The organism is Bacillus sp. AFS017336, from assembly GCF_002555445.1.
Classification (GTDB): domain Bacteria; phylum Bacillota; class Bacilli; order Bacillales; family Bacillaceae_G; genus Gottfriedia.
This window is the reverse complement of sequence record NZ_NUCO01000004.1, coordinates 1-24907: the sequence shown is the minus strand read 5'-3', so window position 1 is coordinate 24907 and position 24907 is coordinate 1. Positions and strand designations below refer to the sequence as shown.

The window sequence follows — 24907 nt, the reverse complement described above, 5'->3', positions numbered from 1 at the left end:
CAGCTATAAATTTACTTTTTCTTTCTGTAAAAATTCTCTAATTTCAGTCTTCTTTGGTTATTACTTTGTTTATTCCTCCTTTTTATTTTTATCAATTTATACTGTTTCTATATTAGAAACACTGTTTCTTAAATTATAAACCAATTATAAATAATAATCTAAAAATTTTCAATATTAATATTCTTCCAAGGATTGGTAATGAAGTTTTCTTGTTTTTAATATGTAAACAAAATATAGAAATAAAAAAACTGCACCTCAATCGCTAGTTGCCCTAGCAATTGAGAGTGCAGTCCAATAATGGTCTAATTTATGTATCACATTAAATTCGAATGTAATTTGTTTTAATTAAAGCTAAGAAAAAAGAATTATCTTGGTATGTAATGATTTTGATTTTCCAAATCGTATTGAGATAGATAGCCTTGGATTTTCTCTGCCGTTCTCTGAAGTTTTGGTAATACTTCAGGAACAATCGATTCAGGCATACGATATTCTGGACCTCCAATTGTCAATGAAGCAATGATTTCCTGCTTTCTGTTAAAAAGAGGAACAGCTAATGCGAAGATTGATTCCGAATATTCACCGATTGAATAACACCAACCTTTTGCACGAATCTCTTCTAAATCTATTAACAACTTTTCAGGCTCTAGTATTGTCTTACTAGTAAACGCCTGTAATCCCTTATCTATAATTTCTGCTATTTTTTCTTCCGGAAGATAGGCCATCATAACTTTACTAGATGCCCCTGCGTATAGGATTGTTCTCGCTCCTTTAGAAACTGCAAATTTGATTCTTCTATCAGTTTCAGCAATTTCAACTGTAACGGCTTCTGATCCATCAAGCCAAGTTAAAAAAGTTGATTCCTCTGTTGCCTCTGAAAGCTCTTTCATAATTGGATAAATATAATTAGAAAGATTCATTTTCTCTTGAACGATATGACCATATTCTAAAAATCGAATACCAAGTTCGTATTTCTTTGTTTCTGGGTTTTGAGCTAAAAATCCATGGCTCTCAAAAGTAGCTAGAATTCTATAAACGACTGAATGGTTCATATTTATTTCCTTAGATAACTCTCGAACGCCCCATGAAGGATTTTGCTTAGTAAAACATTTCAAAAGCTCTAAAGAATTGTCTAATGTTTTTAGCATTTGGCACACCTCTAATGTCTCTATATTAGAACCGTAGTTTCTATTCTTTAATACCATTATAACTGTATTTTGTGGAAGAATAAAACAAAAAATGAATAGTTAGTTGGTATGAGGTATTAACACGATTATCAATAAAATCTAGTAAATTTGCTGAATAAAAACAAACTGTAAAACCTTATATGTATTATTTTACGATTATAATAATTAAAAATATAGAGGTCAAAAATAACAATAATAGTAACAAAGGATAAACAAATAAATGCACTATATATCCTCCAATCTAGAGAAAGACTCCGGTATTATACCGGAGCCAATTAAAACAAAAAATATTTATTGTTCTAGGTCTTTTGTTTTAGTTAATTCCTAAGTCTTTCTTAACACTTTCTAAAGTTTGTTTTTTGTATGTCTTTTTAGGTTTTACTGTACTGTCTATTTCAGTATTTTGCATTAAGTAGTTTTTCTCTACAAATGCAAAATCTTTTTCATCAACTATACCATCGTTGTTAATATCAGCAGCACGTTTATTCGTTCCCCAATAAACTTGTAAGTAAATCGCATCCATTACATCAATAACATTATCGCCATTTACATCGCCTGCATGGTTTTTCTCCATTTCTACTACCTTTGAAGAACCAGCAAGATCACCATTGAAGTCTCTTACTAATTTTGATGATACTTTCGTTGCAAAATGCCCCGGTATTTTCACATAGATATCATAGTCTTTATTTGAAAAAGGTAGGTTATCAATTGTAAAGTAAGAACTTTTTGAAATGCTAGTTACATTATAAATTTTGCCATTTGCATCTTGTGCATACACTATTGCTCCAAGCTTTGAGTAGTCCACCTTAGAATCTATTTGTCCATTTTTCATGAAAGCTTCCGGCCACATAACTCCACTCACCGTTGATTGTTTTGATAATACATAAAATGGTTTGTCTTTATAAACACGAATTAAGTTAGTAGTCGTTGCATCCGCTGTTTTCTTATATTTAAAAGATGATACATCAAATGCATATCCCTCTTGTGCGAATAGTTTATCATTTGTCAATTTTAACGTAACATCTATGAAAGGTAAGTTTTTATCAATTTTTAAATCTCCTTGATCAATAGAAGCTCCTACTTTAACAGAGCCTGTACTTAAAACTGGTGATGTTAAGTTTACTTTTGCACCTTTTTCCTCAGCATACTTTTTAAATGCATCGTTGATTTTCGCACTTTGGAATGAGAAATAATTATTGGCGAAAGGCACAGTAAACTCTCCAAAAGCAAGCTGTTTAATATTATTCAAATTCAACGTCATTGTAATTTCATCACCAAGTCGGACGTTTTCTTTGTTATAAGTTGGAACCCCATATTCAGTTCCTTCTTTTATAAATTTGTAATTTTTAATGCCTTTTGGATATGATTCGGCTGCTGTACCATTATCGAAAACGAATAAATTGGAATCTACATAACCTATTTGGTCGACACCGATCTTAGTTACAGGGAATCTAAAATTACCATCACTATCTATTGCAAGGAGCGAATTATTATACACACTATATTCATAATAAAGTGCTCCGTTAATAGATTGATCCACATTCAAACCTTTCTTTCTAAGTGCATCAACTCCTGCATCAAATACATTACCATGAATCCAAATTGCAGGACCGTTATATCCAGGTTCTGTTGTATACATTGAGTCATTCACTTCATATATACCAGGCTTCATATCTACTTCTACTTTCGGTGGCGTATTATCAATTGTTACCTTATCTTCCATACTATACGTTTTTCCGTTTTCATCATGCGAAATCATTTCAACAATATAGTCGCCTTCTGGCAGTCTTACTTTTTGATCGGAAATAGGTCGTTTTTTATCATCGGTAAATGGATAAACTACACCAGTAAATATTCTCTCTAAGAAATAATCTGTACCTGTTAATAAATTACTTGCACCACTAGTACCTACAAGACCAATTGGTTCTCCTGTTTTTCCATCTTTCACTAAAATATCGATCGTAGTTGCTGGGCTTGATAATTTGAAGTACCCATTTACATACAGTGTCGAAAATGGATGGATATTTTCCGGATTATCTGACATCATCGGTCTACTTATGTTCATATAATCAAACCCTTTACCATTTCTTACGTTAATTGAAAATGGGATTTGATAGTTTTCGTCTTTATTCTTTGAATTGACAAAATAAATGTATCCTTCATATCTTCCTATATGTGCTGTTTTTGGTACAGAAATCGTTGGATTAATTTCTGTAGATTTTCCTGCATCCACCGATATAGGACTAGGTACATCTACTGTTACACCATTTTTTACACCGTCTTGGATTTCACCCATCGCTGGTAATAACTCAACACGTATATCGAACTTCTTCTGATCTTGCTTATTATGATTTTCAATGACAACTTTTCGACTGTCTTGAACTTTTTTATCGTCTTCTAAATAGTGAGTACCATAAGCAATAGAGCCTGTTTCTTCATCAATATCAACTAGGTTGCCATCTTGTACATTCTTCGTTTTGTCCATAACCTTTAACAAAGTATCAGCATGAACTGCCTCATATACATTAATTCTACCTGCACCAACTGCATTGACCGAGTTATCACCATTCATTTTATCAGCAGTATTCATTAAGGCTTCTTTTACTTCAAACGGTGTATAATCCGGATGTGCTTGCAAGATTAATGCTGCAGATCCAGTCACATGAGGTGTAGCCATTGATGTTCCAGAAAGACGGCCATATGCCATATCGTAATTCGTATCGTCGTTCTTATTATTCATATAAATAGGAAGCGTAGAGAATATTGCTACACCTGGCCCTACGACATCTGGTTTAATATCATCATTACCTGCAGCTGGTCCTCTTGAACTAAAATCAGCTAGGTGATCTCCTTCTGTCTTAATGCTTCCAGTTGATTCGAAAGTAATATCTTTTTGACCTTTAAGACGTTCTCCGTCCGCTTTTGAAATACGGAAAGATGGAACATAATTTGTCCCTTCGCCAAGATACGCATCGATATTTCCATCAACATTGTTGTAAATAATGACGGCTTTTGCACCAGCTGCTTTTGCGTTTTGGATTTTTTCATCGAAAGTGTAGGTGCCGCGTTGAATCAAGGCTACTTTACCAGTCACATCTTTATTCGTATAATCAGCTTTAGTTCCTAACCCTACATCAACTAAAGGTAAAGTCGTATTCTGAAGGTCTTCTAACTTATCTGTATAATTTTCTGCAATCAATTGCATATTTGGAAATTTTTGATCCCCTGCGCTTGCAGTCATTGTCGGAATTGTTAGCGACACGTCACTTGCTCCAACTGTTACTGCTAAGGCAGCTGCTCCTGGAGATCCTAGCGTTTTTTCATCTGGGCCAGCATTACCTGCTGCGACTACTGCAACAGTACCTGAAAGCATTGCATTGTTAATCGCAATCGATGTTGGTTCAAGCGGATCATTTTCGCTAGATCCTAAAGAAAGATTGATAACATCCATTCCATCTTTTACAGCTCGATCGATACCAGCCATAACCGCATCATTTGATCCGCTACCATATGGTCCAAGTACTCTGTACACATATAAATCAACGTCAGGGGCTACCCCCATTACAGCCGATGGTGAGTCATTTTTCTTTTGTGCACCAATTGATCCAGATACATGCGTTCCATGCTCTGTATAGTAAGTTGAACCATTTGAATCAGTTTCTGCCTGCCCAGATGCTTTCCAATCTTTATACGTAGTCTCCATCGGATCTGAGTCATTATCTATGAAATCGTAACCACCTTTATAAATCCCTTTTAAATCAGGATGGTTATAGTCGATCCCTGTATCAATAACCCCTACTTTAACGCCCTTACCAGTAATATTCTCTTCATGAAGCTTGTCCGCTCCGATTTGTGGAAGACTATCATCTACTTTTGTTGGAGTAGATGTTTTCAATTCATCTGCTTCTTTTGGAAGATCAAGTGCCACACTTTTATCTGGCCAAACTCGTTTAACAACCCCTGTGCTCATTAACTGTTGTACAGCCGTTCCAGGTAATGTCATCGCTACACCATTGAAAGCATCATGGTATTCTCTAGTAATTTTAGCGTCTTTCATTTCCGCTAGTTTTCGTTCATTCAGACTCTTTACTTTTCCCCACTCTTTTTTAAAGGTAGTATGATCACTATCCTGTTTAGTTTTTGCTGAAGAAAGAGTAAGTTTCTTTCCTTTCATTGCCTGCTTTAAAACTTCTACCTTTGCAGGTGCTTGATTAAATTCTACAATTACATTAACTAATTCAGAGCTTCTTTGATTGATATCCGGTGAAATAACGAACCCTGGTGACACATCAAGCTGATTCAGTGCCATTCTTTCCTCATCAGTTAAACTTGATAGCATTTTTTCTACACTATTTTGAGTATTCTGACTTTTTGTTTCAGCAATAGCCTTAAATTGTCCATTTGCAGAAAATAACAAACTAGTAACTAAAGTACCAGTTAGCACATGTTTCATTTTACTCATTTTCATAATTTTCCCCCTGATCGCTTAATTAGTAAACTCATAAAAACGAATGGGTACTTTAACTAAGATGAAATTTGTCCCCACTAAAGATCAGCTGTTGAAACTGATTTAGTGCTATGTAAGTGTTCAAGTATTCATATTCTAAGTACATTTTTAACCTCTGTATTACTGCATACTCTTGTTCCATTCAGTAATGATCCAAGTGGTTCTTGGACAGAACTTTATATGTACTGTTAAACTTATAACTCACCATTTTTCATCCTTCTTAAGTTAAAGTCATTTTATAGATTTCTCCCTCCCATAATTGACTTCCCATCCTAAATTAATTATATGGAAAGTTGATTATATGCAAATTTCGAAAAATTCTGTCATTTATTCTATATTTATCGACATATATTAACAAATACTACCTTTATTTAACAATTTCATCAATTTTTACTGTTGTATTTTAATAGATTGTCAATTTTTGTAAAGTTAGTTAAAGTGCTTTTAAATTCTCGGTCTTTAACTTAACAAAAGAATTTAACTTTACGTATTTTCTAGTTCTTTTATGTAAAAATAAGGTAAGAATAAAAGTTAAAGGTTGAGGAAAATGTTTGGAACACTTGATGTTATAATTCGAACTCTTTCAGCATTTGTTTTACTTATTTGCATTACTCATGTACTTGGAAAACAAACAATTTCAAAAATGACTTATCATGATTATATTACTTCTATTACAATTGGCTCTATTGCAGGTAATTTAGCTTTTAATACTTCTATAAAATTCAGTAACTATGTAACTGCACTAATCATTCTTTGCGCGTTTTTATTCCTTGCTACTTTAGTTTCATTAAAAAGTAGAAAAGCTAGAGCATTATTTAATGGTGAACCTACTGTTGTCATAGAAGATGGAAAAATACTCGAAAAAAACTTATTAAAATTAAGAATTACAATGGATTCCTTAAATCAAGGACTAAGAAGAAGAGATATATTTGATATTGATGAAGTTGAATATGCCATTTTTGAACCTGACGGACATTTATCAATCTTAAAGAAGCCAGCATATCGCTTTGTAACGAGGCAAGATTTAGGAATTTTTAGTTCTTCCCACTCTGATTTCCCTATAGAAATTATTATGAGTGGTCAAATTATCCAGAAAAACATCACTCAAAATCATTTAACAAAAGATTGGATCATGACTGAATTAGAGCAGCGAAGTTTGATTTTAGCTGATGTTTCATATTGTGTTCGAGGAACAAATGGTCAACTGTATTTTGATTTATACAACGATCAGATTGATTCTCCTATTGATATAGAGCAATGAATTAAAAAATCGGTAACCTCATTAGAGATTACCGATTTTCTACTAAAATTTTAGATTACTCTAGGCCAAGTGCTTGTAAAACATCATCTAATGTTTTACCTTTGTACTTCTTAACTGCCTTAGGAGAATTTTCATTCCATGGATTTTGCATCATGTAGTTATTAATTACATATTGCATGTCTTTTTCATCTACGACGCCATCATAGTTAATGTCAGCGTCACGTTTATTTGTACCCCAGTATGTTTGAATGTAGATCGCATCGTTTATGTCAATGACATTATCTTTATTGACATCTCCACCAGGGATATAGTCATAATTAACTGGTTTAGATCCAGCTTTAACTTTCCCATCATCTTTGATTCCTACTGTAAAATCTTTCGTAAATGTAAAGTGACCTGGCACATCAATTTTTTGTGTAAAAGTCTCATCGGTAATTGGTAATCTTGTTCTAAATGCCCAAGGACTTGTTGGAGAATATCCGAATTGATCAGTTACACCATATTCTTTACCATTTTCATCTTTCACACTAATTTTCGCACCTATTTTACTATAGTCAAGTTGTTTCATTTCAGGCTCTAAACCACTAAATTTCATTAAACCCTCAGCTTGGACTGAACCTCTCATAAGTGAATAAGTCGGTGTAATATAGAAATATGGTTGTATTCCTTGTGTCGTTACAGTTGTATTGTCCACATTTGTATAAACACCACTAAAGAATCTCGAACCTGTTCCACTTTTAAACATAATTGGAGCTTTATTGTAAACATCTTTTGCTTTGAATGTTAAATCTACAAGTGATGCATCCCCAGCTATTCCTGTGTTCGCTAAATCGCCAGTCGCTGTTGCAGTGATCGTCATTTTACTGCTTCCACCTTCTATAGCAGTAGTCGTATATTGAACATCTAATTTTCCTTTAAATGCAGCGTTTGGTTGTACATTTACTACATCAACGAAAACGCTTGGATAAGTGAAGTTAAATTCAGCTTTCTTCACGTTTGATTTCACATTTTTTGTAGAGAACGTCACTGTATTTGTATCACCCATGTTAATACGTTGCTTATCAGGGGTTGCAGCTGTATATGCTGTACCTTTTCTAACAAAATATGCATCAATTACACTATCATAATTTCTTACACTTGATTTACTATAATCAGTAAAATCGTATTCTGTAATTGGATTGACAATTGGACCAGATGTAGCTAAAGGAATTTCTGAATTGAAGTTTCCTTGAGAGTCTACTGGAATACTAACTTCCGAAGAATTATTAGGGTTATAATACGTAAATGTATTATCTCCTTGTGAAGCATCTATGCCTCCTGCTTTCATCTCGTCGATATCTTTATCAAATACTGAGCCTGATACAGTAACTTTTGTGTCAGTTGGATTAGCCGTTTCGTAAATGCCTCCAGCTTTCATATTGTTCATCGTTACTTTTGGCTCTTTCTCGCCATAGTAAACTGCAGCATCAGAAGAGAATTTTTCCCCTTTGTCGTTTGTACCAACCATTCTAATTTTATATAATCCTGGGTCTGTATTTTTAAAATCATACGCAATTGGATTATCAGGGTTGCCAGTTAAAGGATAATATCGCCCTTCGTTAAGCACACCACGGTAATAATAATCCATGTTCTCATCTGCACCGATTCCATCAGCTGAGCCTAAGAAGCCGATTTCTTGGTCAGTTTTCGGATCTACAAGGAAGAAATCGAAATAACGCATATGCGAGTTCAGTTTAAAGTTCACACCAAGTGACCATCTTGTTGAGTTACTTCCTGCTTCGTATGGAATTGTATAAGCAGTTGGAGTAGCTTCTAAATATGCAATTCCCTCTTTTACTGTATGAATTGCAAATGGAATTTTATAAGTTTCATTAGGATCCTTTTGGTTTGTATAAACAACATAACCTTCATACGTTCCAACCTTTGCGGATTTTGGAACATTAATTGTAGCATCCATATTAGCACTGCTGTATTTTTTTACTTTTACAGATGATTTCACATCTAAAGTAACTCCATTAGCATCAGCGTCTTGATCTGCTCTAGAATCTCCTTCAGAGCGTGCGTCCATTGTTTGGAATTGAACCTTTACATCATATGTTTTATCAACAGAAGCTTTATTAAATAAAGTAATTGATCGTTTATCTGATAAATCTTTACCATCAACAGCTTGTTCACCAAAGCTTAATGCACCAGTAATATTTTTAATTTGTTTAATTCCTTTACTAGCTAATGTCGTATTTCCGTAATTAGTAGCATTATCTTTTACTGTTGCAGTTTTATCTTTTACTTGAATTTCAGTAGCCGCGTGAACAGCTTTGTATGGGTTAACGCGTCCTGCTCCAACTTCATACACACTGTATTTATCAGATAATGGATCTGCTGTATTCATAAGTGTTGCTTTAATATCTGCAGTATCCATGTCTGGATGAGCTTGCTTTATTAAAGCTGCTACACCAACAACGTTTGGAGTTGCCATTGATGTTCCAGATAATCGCTCATAAGCGTAATCGTAATTTCCGATTTGATCAGCACCATGCATATAAGAAGGAACAGTTGAGAAAACAGATACACCAGGAGCCGTTACTTCAGGTTTAATGTCATATAAAACGCGAGATGGACCACGTGAACTAAACGGTGCTAATTTATCACCAGTTGTCACTAGTTGATTCATATTGCTAAAAGTAAAGTCCATCGTTGAGTAGAGTGTATTTCCTTTAGTATCAACTGTAGGCAATTTAGCCGCTAAAGCTTTTCCTTGTGCATTACTCATTGTAAAGGTTGGAATATAGCTATAACCTTCTCCAAGATATACATCACCTAATGGAGTCGGTGCGTCATATAATACAACAGCTTTTGCTCCATGTGATTTAGCAGTCGCAATAATTTGAGTAATTCCATAGCTTCCACGTTGCGCAAGGACAACCTTTCCCTTTACATCTATTGGCTGTGAAGTACCAACGGCTCCCATCCAATAACTAACTTCACCACCATATTCGACATTGACCATTTGGAGAGTTTGACCATCAAATTGCGTTACGTCATCAGTTAGCCCTGTGGCTGCTAGTTTTAAATCAGCAGGTAAATCGACTGTAGATGTTTGAGCAGTTCCCGTATATGTCGGAATTGAAACTGATGTGTCACTTGCTCCAACTGTAATCGCTAAAGGCGAGTTACCTGGGGCACCAAGTGAATACATACCACTTCCTGAGTTTCCTGCAGCAACAATCGCTGTTACACCAGCAAGAACAACATTGTTAACGGCAATAGTTGTAGGATATAATGGATCATTGTAATCTGCTCCAAGAGACATATTAATAATATCCATACCATCTGAAACTGCTTTATCAAGCCCTGCTAAAATAGCTGATGTAGCTCCAGATCCATAAGGACCTAGAACACGATACGAATAAATATCAGCACCCGGTGCAACACCTGTTACCGAAAGATCCCCGTCATTTTTTCCTTGTCCTGCAATAATACCCGCAACGTGAGTTCCATGCTCAGTATAGTAAGCCTCACCACTTGTACCTATTTCGGCCTTCCCGGACTTCTGCCAATCTGCATAAGTCGTTTCCATTGGATCATTATCATTATCAACGAAATCGTATCCGCCTTTATACGCACCTTTTAAATCCGGATGATTATAATCAATACCAGTATCAAGGATACCGACTTTTACACCTTTACCTGTATAGCCTTCTTGGTGAAGCTTTTCAACTCCAGGGAATGTAACCATCGTGTGAGTTGCAGCTTGCTTCCCTGTTGTTGCAGTGTCGCTTATAGACGGTGGCTCTACTTGAACTTGTAAATCACTGTAAACAGCTTTTACAGAGTCTGATTTAAGAAGAGATTTGATTTTGTTTGCCGGAAGGGTCATTGAAACCCCGTTAAATGCTTTTTTAAATGAGCGTTTAATTGAATAAGGATTTTTCTTTTCTTTTAATTCACTGCTAAAAATTGTTTTTAAATCTTTTTGGAACGTGTCATGTGAAGCATCAACTTTTGCTTGTGCATCTTCCGCTGATAGCGTTTCACCGTTTGATTCTGCTTCTAAAACAGCCGTTTGCTGGGGCTTGTCTTTAAATTCGACAATGACAGACGTAACCTTGTCGCTTGTTTGATCAACATCAGGAGATACTTGAAGCCCTGATTTGTCGCTTAGTTTCAATTGCTTAATTGCCTCACGCTGCTGAGGCGTTAAATTTGAAAGTACTTGATCAATCTTAGAAGTCGACTGCGCATGAACATTGTGTGAAAATGAAACCGGTGACAGTGCAGTACCAATAAGTCCTGTAGTTAATGCTAGAGTAGTAACATTTCTAACCATTTTCTTTTTCATCTACTATCCTTCTTTCCTTACTTGATAGGTTTATTATATGGAGAGTTGCTTTGTTTTTTATTTTGAAAAATTCATTCAATTCTAAATTTTTTTACAAAAAACCACTAATTATTTACTTTAAATTAATAATTTTGTCTAAAAATGGATATACCTGTAAATATTTAGAAGATTATTTCGATTTTTTGTACAATATGTCTTTTTGTGGCCAAAATTAAATAGCCAAGTTTAATTAATTGGGATATCTGTTTTTAATAAATCTACAGCAATTAAAAAGAGGGCCCCTAATTTAATTTAAAGAATATCGTAGAGCTAAGTCTGTCTTGAAGCAAAAATAGGGGTATATTAGTGGGATGTTTCAATTGAAGTTAATTTTATGGCCTTGATTTATAGATACTTAGTAGATTTCCTCACCTTTTTAGTCGTTTAAGAAGGAAGTGAAGCAAGTTTATTAATCTTCCAATTTTGTGAATCTACTTTTGACCAATAATTCAGCTAGAATACCCTAACCGGTACCGGTAATATCCTATCAATTTGGTACTCTAGGGAATTTAATTGCAGTTTTACTGATTTTAATTGCTATTTGGAAAATTTTAATTGCAGTTTTAGCGATTTTGTTTGCAGATTCTCTATTTTTATTTGCAGTTCAGCATTTATTTGCAGTTTCAGATTTCTTATTTGCACTTTGCACAGTTTTATTTGCACTTCAACTTTTATCTAATTCAAAATTTGTAAATACCTCCTAAAATGTAAAAAGAGGATGCCTTTCGGGACATCCTCTCCTCTATTGTCACTATTTAAATTACTCTAACCCTAATGCCTGCAAAACATCATCCAATGTTTTGCCCTTATATTTCTTAACAGGCTTTGGAGAATTTTCATTCCATGGATTTTGCATCATATAGTTATTAATTACGTATTGCATATCTTTTTCATCTACAACACCATCAAAGTTAATGTCAGCATCACGCTTATTTGTACCCCAATACGTTTGAATATATATCGCATCGTTTATGTCAATGACATTGTCTTTATTGACATCTCCACCAGGAAGGTAGTCGTATTGAACTGGTTTCGATCCAGCTTTAACTTTTCCATCATCTTTAATTCCTACTGTAAAATCTTTCGATAAAGTAAAGTGACCTGGTACATCAATTTTCAAGTTAAAATTCTTGTCTGTTATCGGTAATCTTGTTCTAAATAACCATGGACTTGTATTAGAATAACCGAATTGATCAGTTACACCATATTCCTTACCATTTGCATCTTTTACACTAACTTTTGCACCTATTTTACTATAGTCCAGTTGTTTCATTTCAGGCTCTAAACCACCAAACTTCATTAAACCTTCTGCTTCGACACTTGATCTCATAAGTGAATAGTTCGGAGTAACGAAGAAATATGGTTGAATACCTTGTGTTGTTACAGTTGTATTATCTACATTTGTGTAAACAGCATTAAAGAATCTACTACCAGTTGGACTGAGGAACGTCATTGGACCTTTATAGTAAACATCTTTTGCTTTGAATGTTAAGTCTACAAGTGATGCATCTCCAGCTATTCCAGTGTTCGCTAAATCTCCAGTTGCCGTTGCAGTAATCGTCATTTTACTACTTCCGCCTTGTAAAGCAGTAGTCGTATATTGAACATCTAGTTTCCCTTTAAATGCACTGTTTGGTTGTACATTTACTACATCAAGGAATGTACTTGGATAAGTGAAACTGAACTCTGCTTTCTTCACGTTTGTTTTTACATTTTTTGTTGAGAACGTCACTGTATTTGTATCACCCATGTTTATACGTTGCTTATCTGCAATCGCAGTTGTATACGCTGTACCTTTTCTTACAAAATATGCATCAATGAAACTATCGTAATTTCTTACAGTTGATTTGCTATAATCTGAGAAATCATATTCTGTAATTGGATTTACAATTGGACCAGATGTAGCTAATGGTATTTCAGCATTAAACTTCCCTTCTGAATCTACTGATATGCTTTTTTCTGATGAATTATTAGGGTTATAATATGTAAACGTATTATCGCCTTGTGAAGCTGTAATGCCGCCTGCCTTCATCTCGTCTATATCTTTATCAAATACAGAACCCGAAACGGTAACTTTTGTGTCAGTTGGATTAGTAGTTTCATAAATTCCACCAGCCGTCATCTTGTCCATAGTTACCTTAGGCTCTCTCTCTCCATAGTAAACTGGAGCATCTGATGTGAACGTTTCACCTTTGTCATTTGTACCAACCATTCGAATTTTATATAATCCTGGATCAGTCTGTTTTGAATCATACGCAATTGGGTTATTCGGATTACCAGTTAACGGATAATATCTACCTTCATTTAATACACCACGGAAATAATATTCTGTATTCTCGTCTGCTCCCATTCCATCAGCTGAGCCCAAAAATCCGATTTCTTTATCTGTTTTTGGATCGACAAGGAAGAAGTCAAAATAACGCATATGAGAATTTAATTTAAAGTTTACTCCTAGTGACCATCTTGTGTAATTGCTTCCTGCTTCATACGCTATTGTATAAGCTGATGTTGGACTAGCTTCCACAAAGTCAATCCCTTCTTTTACTGTGTGAATTGCAAAAGGGATTTTATATGTTTCGTTCGGATCTTTTTGGTTTGTATAGACTACATACCCTTCATAAGTTCCTAGTTTTGCAGATTTCGGAACATTGATCGTAGCATCCATTTTTGCACTGCTGTATTTTTTTACTTTTACAGATGATTTCACATCTAACGTAACGCCGTTTGCGGAAGCATCTTGGTCCGCTCTAGAATCGTCTGTAAAACGAGCATCAAGCGTCTGGAACTGAACCTTTACGTCATATGTTTTATCTACAGAAGATTTATTAAATAAGCTAATTGAGCGTTGATCTGATAAATCTTTACCATCAACAGCTTGTTCGCCAAAACTTAATGCACCAGTAATGTTATTAATTTGTTTAATGCCCTTACTTGCTAACGTTGATGCTTCAGCGTAACTTACACCATCTTTTACTGTTGATGTTTTGTCTTTCACCTGAATTTCTGTCTGAGCATGAACAGCTTTGTAAGGATTTACACGCCCAGCCCCAACTTCATATACACTGTACTTATCAGATAATGGATCCGCTGTATTCATAAGTGTTGCTTTAACATCAGAAGGAGTCATATCTGGATGTGCTTGCTTAATTAGAGCTGCTACACCTACAACGTTTGGAGTTGCCATTGATGTTCCCGATAAACGGTCATAAGCATAATTGTAGTTCCCAATTTGATCTGCTCCGTGCATATAGGATGGTACAGTAGAGAAAACAGACACACCAGGTGCGGTTACTTCAGGTTTAATATCGTATAACACACGAGATGGACCACGAGAACTAAATGGTGCTAATTTATCACCTGTTGTCACTAATTGTTTCATATTACTAAAAGTAAAGTCTACAGATGCACCTGGTATTGCTCCTGTTCCATATGTAGGCAATTTAGCTGCTAAAGCTTTTCCTTGTGCATTACTTAGTAAAAATGTTGGTATAAAATTAAAACCTTCCCCAAGATATACATCACCATTTGGAACAGGTGTGTCGTATAAAACAACAGCTTTTGCCCCATGTGCCTTAGCAGTCGCTATGATTTGAGCCATAGGGTAGCTACCTCGTTGTGCTAGTACAACTTTTCCTTTTACATCAATTGGAGTTTTATCATCCTTCCAATAACTAACTTCACCGCCATATTCGACGTTTACCATTTGCAAAGTTTGGCCATCAAAGTCTGCAACGTTATCCGTTAAGCCCTGTCCAGCTAGTTTTAAATCAGCAGGTAGATCTCCTGTTGATGCATGGAATGCCCCTGTATATGATGGAATTGTAATTGATGTATCGCTTGCTCCAACTGTAATGGCTAAAGGTGAATTACCAGGAGCGCCAAGCGAATACATATTACTTCCTGAGTTCCCTGCTGCGACAATCGCAGTCACACCTGCAAGAACAACATTATTAACAGCAATAGTCGTCGGATATAATGGATCATTGTAATTTGCGCCAAGTGACATATTAATAACGTCCATTCCATCTGCAACTGCTTTATCGAGTCCTGCAAGAATAGCCGATGTATAGCCAGAACCATATGGCCCTAATACACGATAAGAATAAATATCAGCACCTGGTGCAACGCCAGTTACCGAAAGGTCTCCATCGTTTTTCCCTTGTCCAGCAATAATCCCTGCTACATGTGTCCCATGCTCGGTATAGTAAGCTTCGCCGTTTAAAGCCAATTCAGCTTGCCCGGACTTCTTCCAATCTGCGTATGTTGTTTCCATCGGATCGTTGTCATTATCGACAAAATCGTAACCGCCTTTAAATGCACCTTTTAAATCCGGATGATTATAGTCAATACCAGTATCAAGAATTCCAACTTTTACGCCTTTTCCTGTATATCCTTCTTCATGAAGTTTTTCAACACCTGGGAATGTAACCATCGTATGGGTTGCAGCTTGCTTCCCTGTTGTTGCTGTTTCACTGATCGATGGTGGCTCTACTTGAACTTGTAAATCGCTATAGACAGCTTTTACTGAATTTGATTTAAGAAGTGATTTAATTTTATTTGCTGGGAGTGTCATTGAAACCCCATTAAATGCTTTTTTATATGAACGTTTAATTAAATATGGATTTTTCTTTGCTTTTAATTCACTGCTAAAAATTGTTTTTAAATCTTTTTGGAACGTCTCATGTGAAGCATCTACATTTGCTTGTGCATCTTTTGCAGATAGTGAATCACCATCAGCTTCTGCTTCTAAAACAGCAGTCTGCTGAGGCTTGTCCTTAAACTCGACAATGACAGATGTATCCTTGTCACTTGTTTGATCGACTTCAGGAGATAATTGAAGACCAGCTTTATCACTTAGCTTCAATTGCTTAATTGCCTCGCGCTGCTGAGGCGTAAGACTTGCTAGTACTTGATCAATCTTTGTCGTTGCTTGTGCATGAACCTGATGTGAAAGTGAAATCGGTGTTAACGTAGTGCTAATAAGTCCTGTTGTTAATGCCAGTGTTGTAACATTTCGAAACATATTCTTTTTCATCTACTAACCTACTTTCTTTTCTCAAGATAGATTCATTATATTGAGAGTTGGCGAGATTGATATTTTGCAAAATTCTTTCAATTCAAACTTTTTTTACAATTTTTTTACAAAAAAATGCAAAAAACTAGAAAAACCTCAGAATTTTCGGCTTTGTATACTATTTTGTTCCTTGTTAGGAAATAATGTAAAAACTGTTCGTTATTCAAATCAATTGACTAACAGTGACTTACCTCCTTTGATGAATTAGAATAAAAGGACAATTACATTTCTCACAAATTCGCTTAAATAAATACAATAGAAGAAAATGGAAAAAAGTGATTAAAAAATAACATTTTTTCATTTATTTAAGTTAAAGTTTTTCACAAATATAGATTTCATTGAATAATCATTGACGGCAACTAGACAAAGGATTATGTTTTGTGATAAATTATTACAAGAAAAATCTGTTTAATAACTAAATATTTTTAAAACGATGAAAAGGAAAGTAGTTTTTGCTATAGTCGATAGCGAGCCAGGGACGGTGAAAGCCTGGTGATGAGGCATGGATGAAGAACACCTTTGAGTTCTAACCGAAAGGGATCTCTTAAGTAGGCTTAGACGTATCCAGAACGTTATTAACTGGGGTAAGCAATATTAGCTTTAAAGTTGGTCATATTATGACAATTTGGGTGGTACCGCGGAAGTAGTCTTTCGTCCCTTTTTTGGGGGATAGAAGGCTTTTTTTTATGGAAAATTAACATTAGGAGGCAAATTATGATAAAGACCGTAATTAAAGATTTATACAGAAATCAAGAAAATTTTAGCAACAAAACAGTTCAGATTTCAGGATGGATTCGTACTCTTCGTGATTCTAAAACGATTGGTTTTATAGAGTTAAACGATGGAACATTTTTTAAGAGTGTACAAGTAGTTTTTGAAGATGGCCTTGAAAACTTCAAAGAAATCACAAAGTTACCTATTAGCTCATCAGTTTTAATAGAAGGTGAATTTGTTCCAACTCCTGAAATGAAACAACCTTTTGAAATTAAAGCGACAAAAATTACTGTTGAAGGATTATCAGACACAGATTATCCTTTACAAAAAAAGAGACATTCACTTGAGTATTTAAGAACAATCGCTCATTTACGTCCGAGAGCGAACAGTTTCTCTGCCGTTTTCAGAATCAGATCTCTTGCAACTTTTGCTATTCATAAGTTCTTCCAAGAAAAAGGATTTGTCAATGTACATACTCCGATTATTACTGGAAGCGATACAGAAGGCGCAGGAGAAATGTTCCGCGTGACGTCAATGGATTTGAACCAAATTTCTAAAACTAAAGACGGAAAAGTAGATGACAGTGCAGACTTCTTCGGTAAAGAAACTAACTTAACTGTTAGTGGTCAATTAAACGCAGAATCATTTGCTCTTGCTTTCCGTAATGTGTATACTTTCGGTCCGACTTTTAGAGCAGAGAATTCTAACACTGCAAGACATGCTGCAGAATTCTGGATGATTGAGCCGGAAGTTGCCTTCGCAGAACTACCTGATATTATGGACCTTGGAGAAGACATGGTTAAGTATGTTATTAATTATGTTTTTGAACAAGCACCTGAAGAAATGGAATTCTTTAATAGCTTTATTGATAAAACACTTATCGAAAGATTGAAGAATGCATTAGAATCTGATTTTGGTAGAGTGACTTATACTGAAGCTGTTGAATTATTACAAAAAGCTGACAAGAAATTTGAGTACCCTGTTGAATGGGGAACAGATTTACAAACAGAACATGAACGTTACTTAAGTGAGGAAGTTTACAAGCGTCCTGTATACGTAACTGACTATCCTAAAGAAATTAAAGCATTCTATATGAGAGCAAATGATGACGGTAAAACAGTTGCAGCGACTGACTTATTAGTTCCTGGTATTGGAGAATTAATTGGTGGAAGCCAACGTGAGGAAAGAGAAGACGTCCTTACTGATCGTATTAAAGAGCTTGGTATGGATGCAGAAGATTACTGGTGGTATTTAGAGCTTAGAAAATACGGTGGTACAAAGCATTCTGGCTATGGAATTGGTTTCGAACGACTTGTTATGTATTTAACTGGTATGAAGAACATCCGTGATGTTATCCCATTCCCACGTACACCAGGAAACGCTGATTTTTAATTTGATATGATAAGAAAAACCGGGCAAAAACGCCCGGTTTTTCTTTGCTTAGAGTACAGCCGCATAAATACCACAGTTTTTAGAACCGCGGTACACCTCAAAATTTATACTTACTATCTTTCAAAAAAGCCATTAGATGATCTTCTAATGGCTCAGTTGTTATTTGGAAAAAGCGAACACTTTGTGTACTTTATTGATAAAGTTGTGAACTTTGTTGATAAATCATTGTTTTTTGTTGATATAGTACTGGTTTTTGTTGATATATCGGATTTTTTGTTGATATGATAATTGGCAGGTTCTGCAATCGGTGGGTTTGTGCGTAAATCCATTGATTTTGTGCATAAATCAATGAATTTTGTGCGTAAATGGATAGGTTTCGTGCATAAAGCCCCTGGCTTTCTCGTGTATCATTAGATTTCGCCCTCTATGTCACAGCTTTGTTCTTATATCTATAGATTTCGCGCACTTTATTGATAAACATTTCAATTTTGTTGGTAAAGTTGTAATTTTTATTGCTAAACGCTTTCTTAATATAAAAATAAAAATAGGATGCTTACGGCATCCTATTTCTTTTTCTATTTTTAAAGTAGTTAATCATCAACTAAGTGATTAGCAGTTAGTTAATGATTTTAATTTCATCATCTATTTGTTCATCTATCGGTACACGTTTTCCTATTCCGAAAGCATAAAAACTAATCGTAACAATCGCCAAGAAAATAATTCCTACAATAAGCGAGATACGTGTGTCGTCATTAAACCACATTCCGATTAAAACTAAAACTAAATAAGCTAACGTTATATAGTTCGTAAAAGGCGCAAAGGGCATTTTAAATGGATGATTATCAATTTCTGATCCCTTTACTTTTCTGAATCGCAAATGACTAATTAGAATAACAAACCACGGAATCATACCTGGTAGTACACTTGCACTGTATACATACACGAATAAATTTTTTGGTGCAATAAAGTTTAAAATTACACCAACAACTAAACCAACAAGCACACCAACCGTACCGAATAAAGGCACTCCGTTATTTGAGACTTTAGCAAAATACTTCGGTGCTTGTCCGTTAACTCCTAATGTATAAAGCATACGTCCTGCACTATAAATACCACTGTTACAGCCAGACATCGCAGCAGTGATTACTACAAAGTTAATGATTCCAGCAGCAGCCGTAATACCAACCTTTGCAAAAGTTACAACAAATGGGCTTCCAATCGAATTTAGTTCATTCCAAGGGTAAACCGTTACAATTACAAAAATCGCACCAATATAGAAGATTAAAATACGCCAGATCGTACTTTGAATCGCATCTCTTAATGTTTTTTTCGGATTTTCTGCTTCTCCAGCTGTAATACCAATTAATTCAACACCTTGATAAGCTCCAACAACTAGTGAAAGTGCAAAGAAGAAACCTGACCAACCACCTGTGAAGAAGCCTCCATGTTTCCATAAATTTGATAATCCAATCGCATGTCCACCGTTACCAAGACCGAAGAAAATTAGGCCAAATCCAGCAACAATCATCAATAAAATTGTAACGATTTTAATCATCGCAAACCAAAATTCAAATTCACCAAATGATTTAACAGAAATTAAGTTTGCTGCACCAAGAATCACAATTGCAATAAGGCCTGGTATCCAAGCAGGTAGGTCTGGAAACCAGTATTTCATATATGCCCCAACTGCTATAATTTCTGACATTCCAACAATAACCCACTGGAACCAGTTACTCCATGCAGTCATATACCCCGCTAACGGATGTATGTATTTATGGCCAAATGTAGCAAACGAACCTGTACTAGGCTCTAAAAACAACATTTCGCCCATTGCACGCATAATAAAGAAAATAAAAATGCCTGAAATTGCATAAGCAAGCATTACTGATGGGCCTGTCCAATGAATCGTACTCGTTGAACCCATAAATAAACCTACACCGATTGTACCGCCCAAAGCAATCATCTGTATGTGACGCGCTCCGAGGCCTCTCTTCAATTCCTTTTGTGCCATGCTATTTCCTCCCCAAAGATAAGATACTATAATCTCTATTTTGTTTTGAAATGATGAAGCAAGTGTCACTTTTATTATCTTTCTTAAAAACTGATCCCCAAAATCATTGTTATACAACATATCTTACAGTTACGCTTCTTCATTTCCCTTAGATTATTAGATACTGATTACCTACCCTACTTTTCGAATTGGGTTAGAAACATCTTTCTTCCGTAAAACACTAAAATAATAACCACATATACCACCTATGATCGATGGAACCACCCAACCTAAACCTAAACTATACATTGGGAGAAACTTTGTGAAAAAATGATGAACTACTTCAATACGGATTCCAGCTGAGTTTAAACCATCAAATAGACTCACAATAAACGTTAAAATCAAACTGCCCTGATACACTTCTGGTCTGCCATTAAATTTATAGTGTAAGAATGTTAAGAAAATTAAAGATATGGCAATTGGATACAGTGTCATTAATACAGGCACTGAAACTTTAATTAATTGAGTTAAACCAATATTTGCGATAAGCGTACTAAACACAGACATTATGATTGCAATTTTTTTATAAGAAATGGTTGGAAACAATTCATTAAAAAAAGAAGAACAAGCCGTGATTAGACCTACACTCGTCGTTAAGCAAGCTACGGTAATCATTAACCCAAGTAAGATTGCCCCATAAGAACCAAAATAATAGTCTGAAACCTTCGCTAAAACTTCAGCACCATTATCTAATCGACCAAGTTTTTCAACACTCGATGCACCCATATAAGTAAGAGCTGAATAGATAATTGCTAAAAGTGAAGCAGCGATCGCTGTTGATTTTCCACAAACAATCATAAGCTGTTTTTTAGAAGTAACGCCTTTTCCTTTAATTGCATTTACAATAATAATTCCAAAAACAAAAGCTACAAGAGCATCCATCGTTAAATATCCTTCTTGAAATCCTTTAAAAAACACATGTGATGTGTACCCTTTAAAAGGCTCTTGAAATTTTCCAATTGGACGAACAATAGCTACAACAACTAGCAATCCGATAAATGTTAATTTAATAGGCGTCAGAAACCTTCCAACTATATCAATAATCTTTGTAGGATTAAGTGATAACAAGCAAGTAACTGTGAAAAATAAAATTGAAAATATGATTAATGGAACAGGACTTGCATCATTTGATAAAAAAGGTTTAACGCCAATTTCATACGATACATTCCCTGATCTAGGGATAGCGAAAAAAGGACCAATTGCTAGATAAAGGACCGTAGTAAATACAATACCAAACAACGGATGTACCCGTCTAGCTAAAGATTGTAAGTTTTTTTCACCTGAAAAAACAAATGCAGTTACGCCAAGTAGTGGTAATCCAACACCAGTAACTAAAAACCCTGCATTAGCTATCCATAAATTTTTTCCGGCTAACTGTCCAAGAATAGGTGGAAAAATTAGATTTCCAGCTCCGAAAAACAACGCAAATAGCATAAAACCAAGTATGATTATAAATGAATTAGGTACTCTTGATGACATTAAACAACAACTCCGATTAATTAATTGAATTTGTATAAAGTTTCACAACTTATACTACTAAACAGCTATCTACTCATTCACTAATTTTTATTTTCGTCTCTTTTTACGACCAAACAATCTTACCTCACATTTTTATCAAATTCAATAAATTATAATAATTAAGATTAGACTGTTTTTCTAATCTAGATCGATACTCAGTGGTTTCGCTTTAGTTTTATTGTTGATTGGCAAGCAATTTTTGATTCAAAGAAATTTTGTATGTTGGTGTCGCGCTCATCTTCTACGTAGAAATACGAACAAATTATGGCTTTTGTTGATAAAGTTGTGAACTTTATTGATATAGTTATGATTTTTGTTGATAAAGCACAAAAATTTGTTGATATAGCATTGATTTTTATTGATAAACGGTTATACCCTCCGAGGGTTCTATTTTTAAGACACCCACAATAACACCTAAATCGTAACACCTGTATAGAACAGGCAGAATTTGCCCCAAACTAGGATACTTGCGCATAAAATTAAACTAAGTAATGGGGTATCGTGTTGCACAAATATTTTCAGTTCCATTCAAAAATGGAAAAGTTTCACCTTTTTTCAGTGGAACACCTATTAACAATTGGTATTATTTTGGCTCTTTGTATTCTTCTTTTTATCTTTAGAAAACAGCTTCAAGAGCAAGTAAACGAACGATTTTTCCGTTATTCTTTAGCGTTACTCTTGTTGGCTTCTGAAGTTTTTTATCAACTATGGCTTTTGTATGAGAATGCTTGGTCATTAAAAACAGCTTTGCCACTTCAACTTAGTGATATTGCAGTCATTTTGGCAATTGTAATGCTACTGACAGATAGCTACAGATTGTTTCAATTCATGTATTTTGCTGGATTAGGTAGTTCGATTCAAGCAATCATAACACCCGATCTTGACAGGTTTTCATTTCCACATATTCGATATTTTGAATTTTTTGTTTCGCACGGAGGAGTTGTTCTAGCATGTTTATTTATGGTTGCAGTCAGTAAATACCGCCCGACCATATCTTCCCTGTGGGTAACGGCTCTTATCGTTAACCTTTATGCAGCCTGCGTATTTTTCATTAATAAGTCACTGAAAACAAACTTTCTTTACATTATGAAAAAGCCCGCAAGCGCATCCCTATTAGATTATCTTGGTCCATGGCCATGGTATCTTCTCTCGTTGGAATTAGTTATGATTGTAAGCTTTTACCTTCTGTACAGCCCATTTTGGCTGAAAAAGAAAATCGAAAGAACGTAATCGAAGTACATTTAGTAAATTTATGGAAATATAGTAAATAGGAGCCGACTATCATCCATCGATTCCAAGTATGTTTAACTATTAAAACAGGACAGAGTAATTAAATTTTTAACTCTAAATATTAGAACCCATTACCTATATTGTCTTTTGTAATATTTCACTTTTAATGAAGAAAAGTGACAAAATACCTACGAACATTTAACTAAATTCCTCAAGGGAACATTAGTCTTATTTCAGTGGTGACCCCTTTCCAATTACTTAAATTAAAAATGTATTCTGAGTTCTATAGGAACTAGCCCCAAACCAGACCTGCGCAACATATTAATTATCGCGAACTCATAGCTAGTACGAGTATTAAACTATTTTATTTATTTTCATTTACTATTTTCGGCTTACCCCTATTCCTAATAATGGTTTCTAAGTACCGCTGCATATACTTATATTATCTTGCTACATGGAGATTCTAAAAAAGAAAGGAGTAAGATCCATGAATAACAAGCAATTAGAACGAATCAGTACTGGAAAGGGTTTTATAGCAGCTTTAGACCAAAGTGGCGGAAGTACGCCTAAAGCCCTTCTACAATATGGCATTAAAGAAGATAGCTATTCCAATGAAAAAGAGATGTATGAATTGGTGCACGAGATGAGAACGCGTATTATAACAAGTCCAGCGTTTGATTCAAAGTTTATCTTAGGTGCAATCTTATTTGAAAATACGATGGACCGTTATATCGATGGGCAATATACAGCTGATTATCTCTGGGAGAAAAAAGGTATCGTACCTTTTCTAAAAATAGATAGTGGGCTTGCTAATCTTGAAGATGGAGTTCAACTCATGAAACCCATTCCTGGCTTGACCGACTTGCTTAATCGGGCGAATAATCGCAACATTTTCGGGACTAAAATGCGTTCACTTATTAAGGAAGCAAACGCTGCCGGAATTAAAAAAGTTGTTAAGCAACAGTTTGATATCGCTAACCAAATAGTAGATATGGGACTAGTACCGATTATCGAACCGGAAGTTGATATTACCAGTGTGGATAAGGAAGCCTCTGAAAAACTACTTAAGAATGAAATCCTTGCTCAATTATCTACCCTTGATAAAGATGCTAAGGTCATGTTAAAACTTTCCATCCCTACGGAAAACAATTTCTACACTGATCTAATAGATGCTCCTCATGTAGTAAGAGTTGTGGCTTTATCTGGTGGGTACACGCAAGCAGAAGCTAATGAAAAACTAGCTCTGAATCACGGATTGATTGCCAGCTTCTCACGCGCCTTATCGCAAGGTCTAACTGCTGGGCAAACTGACGAAGAATTCAATTCGATGCTTTCTAAATCTATAAATAGCATATACGAAGCTTCTATTAAATAATAATGTTGGAATAAAAGCTCGATCCCGTACTATTAAAAATCGTAGTACGGGGCTTTTTATATTCATTTATCCTTATAACAAAGATTAATTATTTTATTAATCCACTCTTTTTATGAGTTAATTAATTTCGTTTTTCCTCTCTTTTTTTAACTCATGAACCTTTTATGAGTTAATATTTTTCGTTTTTCCTCTCTTTTTTAACTCATGAACCCTTTATGAGTTAA

General features: G+C 35.0%; 10 protein-coding genes and 1 other annotated feature. Of the genes, 4 read left to right on the top strand and 6 right to left on the bottom strand.

Translation table 11 applies throughout. From position 1 onward, the window contains the following. Nucleotides 1–365: 365 nt before the first annotated feature. Nucleotides 366–1145, bottom strand: a complete 780-nt coding sequence (locus CN601_RS01940) for an IclR family transcriptional regulator (protein ID WP_098169843.1) — start codon at nucleotides 1143–1145, stop codon at nucleotides 366–368. A 352-nt stretch (nucleotides 1146–1497) separates the two neighbouring features. Further along, nucleotides 1498–5652, bottom strand: coding sequence for a S8 family serine peptidase (locus CN601_RS01935; protein ID WP_098169842.1), 4155 nt, complete (start codon nucleotides 5650–5652; stop codon nucleotides 1498–1500). Between the two features lie 586 nt (nucleotides 5653–6238). On the opposite strand from CN601_RS01935, the gene CN601_RS01930 reads away from it, so the two are divergent. Next, complete coding sequence (locus tag CN601_RS01930) at nucleotides 6239–6952, top strand: DUF421 domain-containing protein (RefSeq protein ID WP_098169841.1); 714 nt, start codon at nucleotides 6239–6241, stop codon at nucleotides 6950–6952. Nucleotides 6953–7007: 55 nt separating this feature from the next. Here the strand turns inward: CN601_RS01930 and CN601_RS01925 are convergent, their stop codons facing one another. Beyond that, nucleotides 7008–11291: a S8 family serine peptidase gene (locus CN601_RS01925; protein ID WP_098169840.1), complete on the bottom strand. Its 4284-nt coding sequence runs from the start codon at nucleotides 11289–11291 to the stop codon at nucleotides 7008–7010. A gap of 799 nt (nucleotides 11292–12090) precedes the next feature. Beyond that, nucleotides 12091–16365, bottom strand: a complete 4275-nt coding sequence (locus CN601_RS27815) for a S8 family serine peptidase (RefSeq protein WP_098169839.1) — start codon at nucleotides 16363–16365, stop codon at nucleotides 12091–12093. A gap of 463 nt (nucleotides 16366–16828) precedes the next feature. Continuing rightward, nucleotides 16829–17066 (top strand) — a binding site (T-box leader). A gap of 52 nt (nucleotides 17067–17118) precedes the next feature. Between CN601_RS27815 and asnS the strand changes: the two genes are divergently transcribed. Continuing rightward, nucleotides 17119–18510, top strand: a complete 1392-nt coding sequence (asnS, locus tag CN601_RS01915; RefSeq protein WP_098169838.1) for an asparagine--tRNA ligase — start codon at nucleotides 17119–17121, stop codon at nucleotides 18508–18510. A 616-nt stretch (nucleotides 18511–19126) separates the two neighbouring features. Here asnS and CN601_RS01910 read toward each other — a convergent pair. Both CN601_RS01910 and brnQ read right to left on the bottom strand, forming a co-directional pair. Then, nucleotides 19127–20521, bottom strand: coding sequence for an amino acid permease (locus tag CN601_RS01910; protein ID WP_098169837.1), 1395 nt, complete (start codon nucleotides 20519–20521; stop codon nucleotides 19127–19129). Nucleotides 20522–20692: 171 nt separating this feature from the next. Further along, nucleotides 20693–22039 (bottom strand): branched-chain amino acid transport system II carrier protein, encoded by a 1347-nt coding sequence (brnQ, locus tag CN601_RS01905; RefSeq protein WP_098169836.1) that lies wholly within the window; start codon nucleotides 22037–22039, stop codon nucleotides 20693–20695. A 543-nt stretch (nucleotides 22040–22582) separates the two neighbouring features. On the opposite strand from brnQ, the gene CN601_RS01900 reads away from it, so the two are divergent. Together CN601_RS01900 and CN601_RS01895 are read left to right on the top strand one after the other, a co-directional pair. Further along, entirely contained in the window at nucleotides 22583–23308 is a 726-nt protein-coding gene (locus tag CN601_RS01900; RefSeq protein WP_373604947.1) for a YwaF family protein, read from the top strand. 487 nt (nucleotides 23309–23795) lie between these two features. Continuing rightward, nucleotides 23796–24683, top strand: a complete 888-nt coding sequence (locus CN601_RS01895; protein WP_098169835.1) for a fructose bisphosphate aldolase — start codon at nucleotides 23796–23798, stop codon at nucleotides 24681–24683. Nucleotides 24684–24907 lie beyond the last annotated feature (224 nt).

Bases quoted from the DNA above. Each gene is read 5' to 3' on its own strand.
- CN601_RS01910 (WP_098169837.1), bottom strand. From the start codon at position 20,521: ATGGCACAAAAGGAATTGAAGAGAGGCCTCGGAGCGCGTCACATACAG.
- CN601_RS01925 (WP_098169840.1), bottom strand. From the start codon at position 11,291: ATGAAAAAGAAAATGGTTAGAAATGTTACTACTCTAGCATTAACTACA.
- CN601_RS01940 (WP_098169843.1), bottom strand. From the start codon at position 1,145: ATGCTAAAAACATTAGACAATTCTTTAGAGCTTTTGAAATGTTTTACT.
- CN601_RS27815 (WP_098169839.1), bottom strand. From the start codon at position 16,365: ATGAAAAAGAATATGTTTCGAAATGTTACAACACTGGCATTAACAACA.
- brnQ (WP_098169836.1), bottom strand. From the start codon at position 22,039: ATGTCATCAAGAGTACCTAATTCATTTATAATCATACTTGGTTTTATG.
- CN601_RS01895 (WP_098169835.1), top strand. From the start codon at position 23,796: ATGAATAACAAGCAATTAGAACGAATCAGTACTGGAAAGGGTTTTATA.
- CN601_RS01930 (WP_098169841.1), top strand. From the start codon at position 6,239: ATGTTTGGAACACTTGATGTTATAATTCGAACTCTTTCAGCATTTGTT.
- asnS (WP_098169838.1), top strand. From the start codon at position 17,119: ATGATAAAGACCGTAATTAAAGATTTATACAGAAATCAAGAAAATTTT.
- CN601_RS01935 (WP_098169842.1), bottom strand. From the start codon at position 5,652: ATGAAAATGAGTAAAATGAAACATGTGCTAACTGGTACTTTAGTTACT.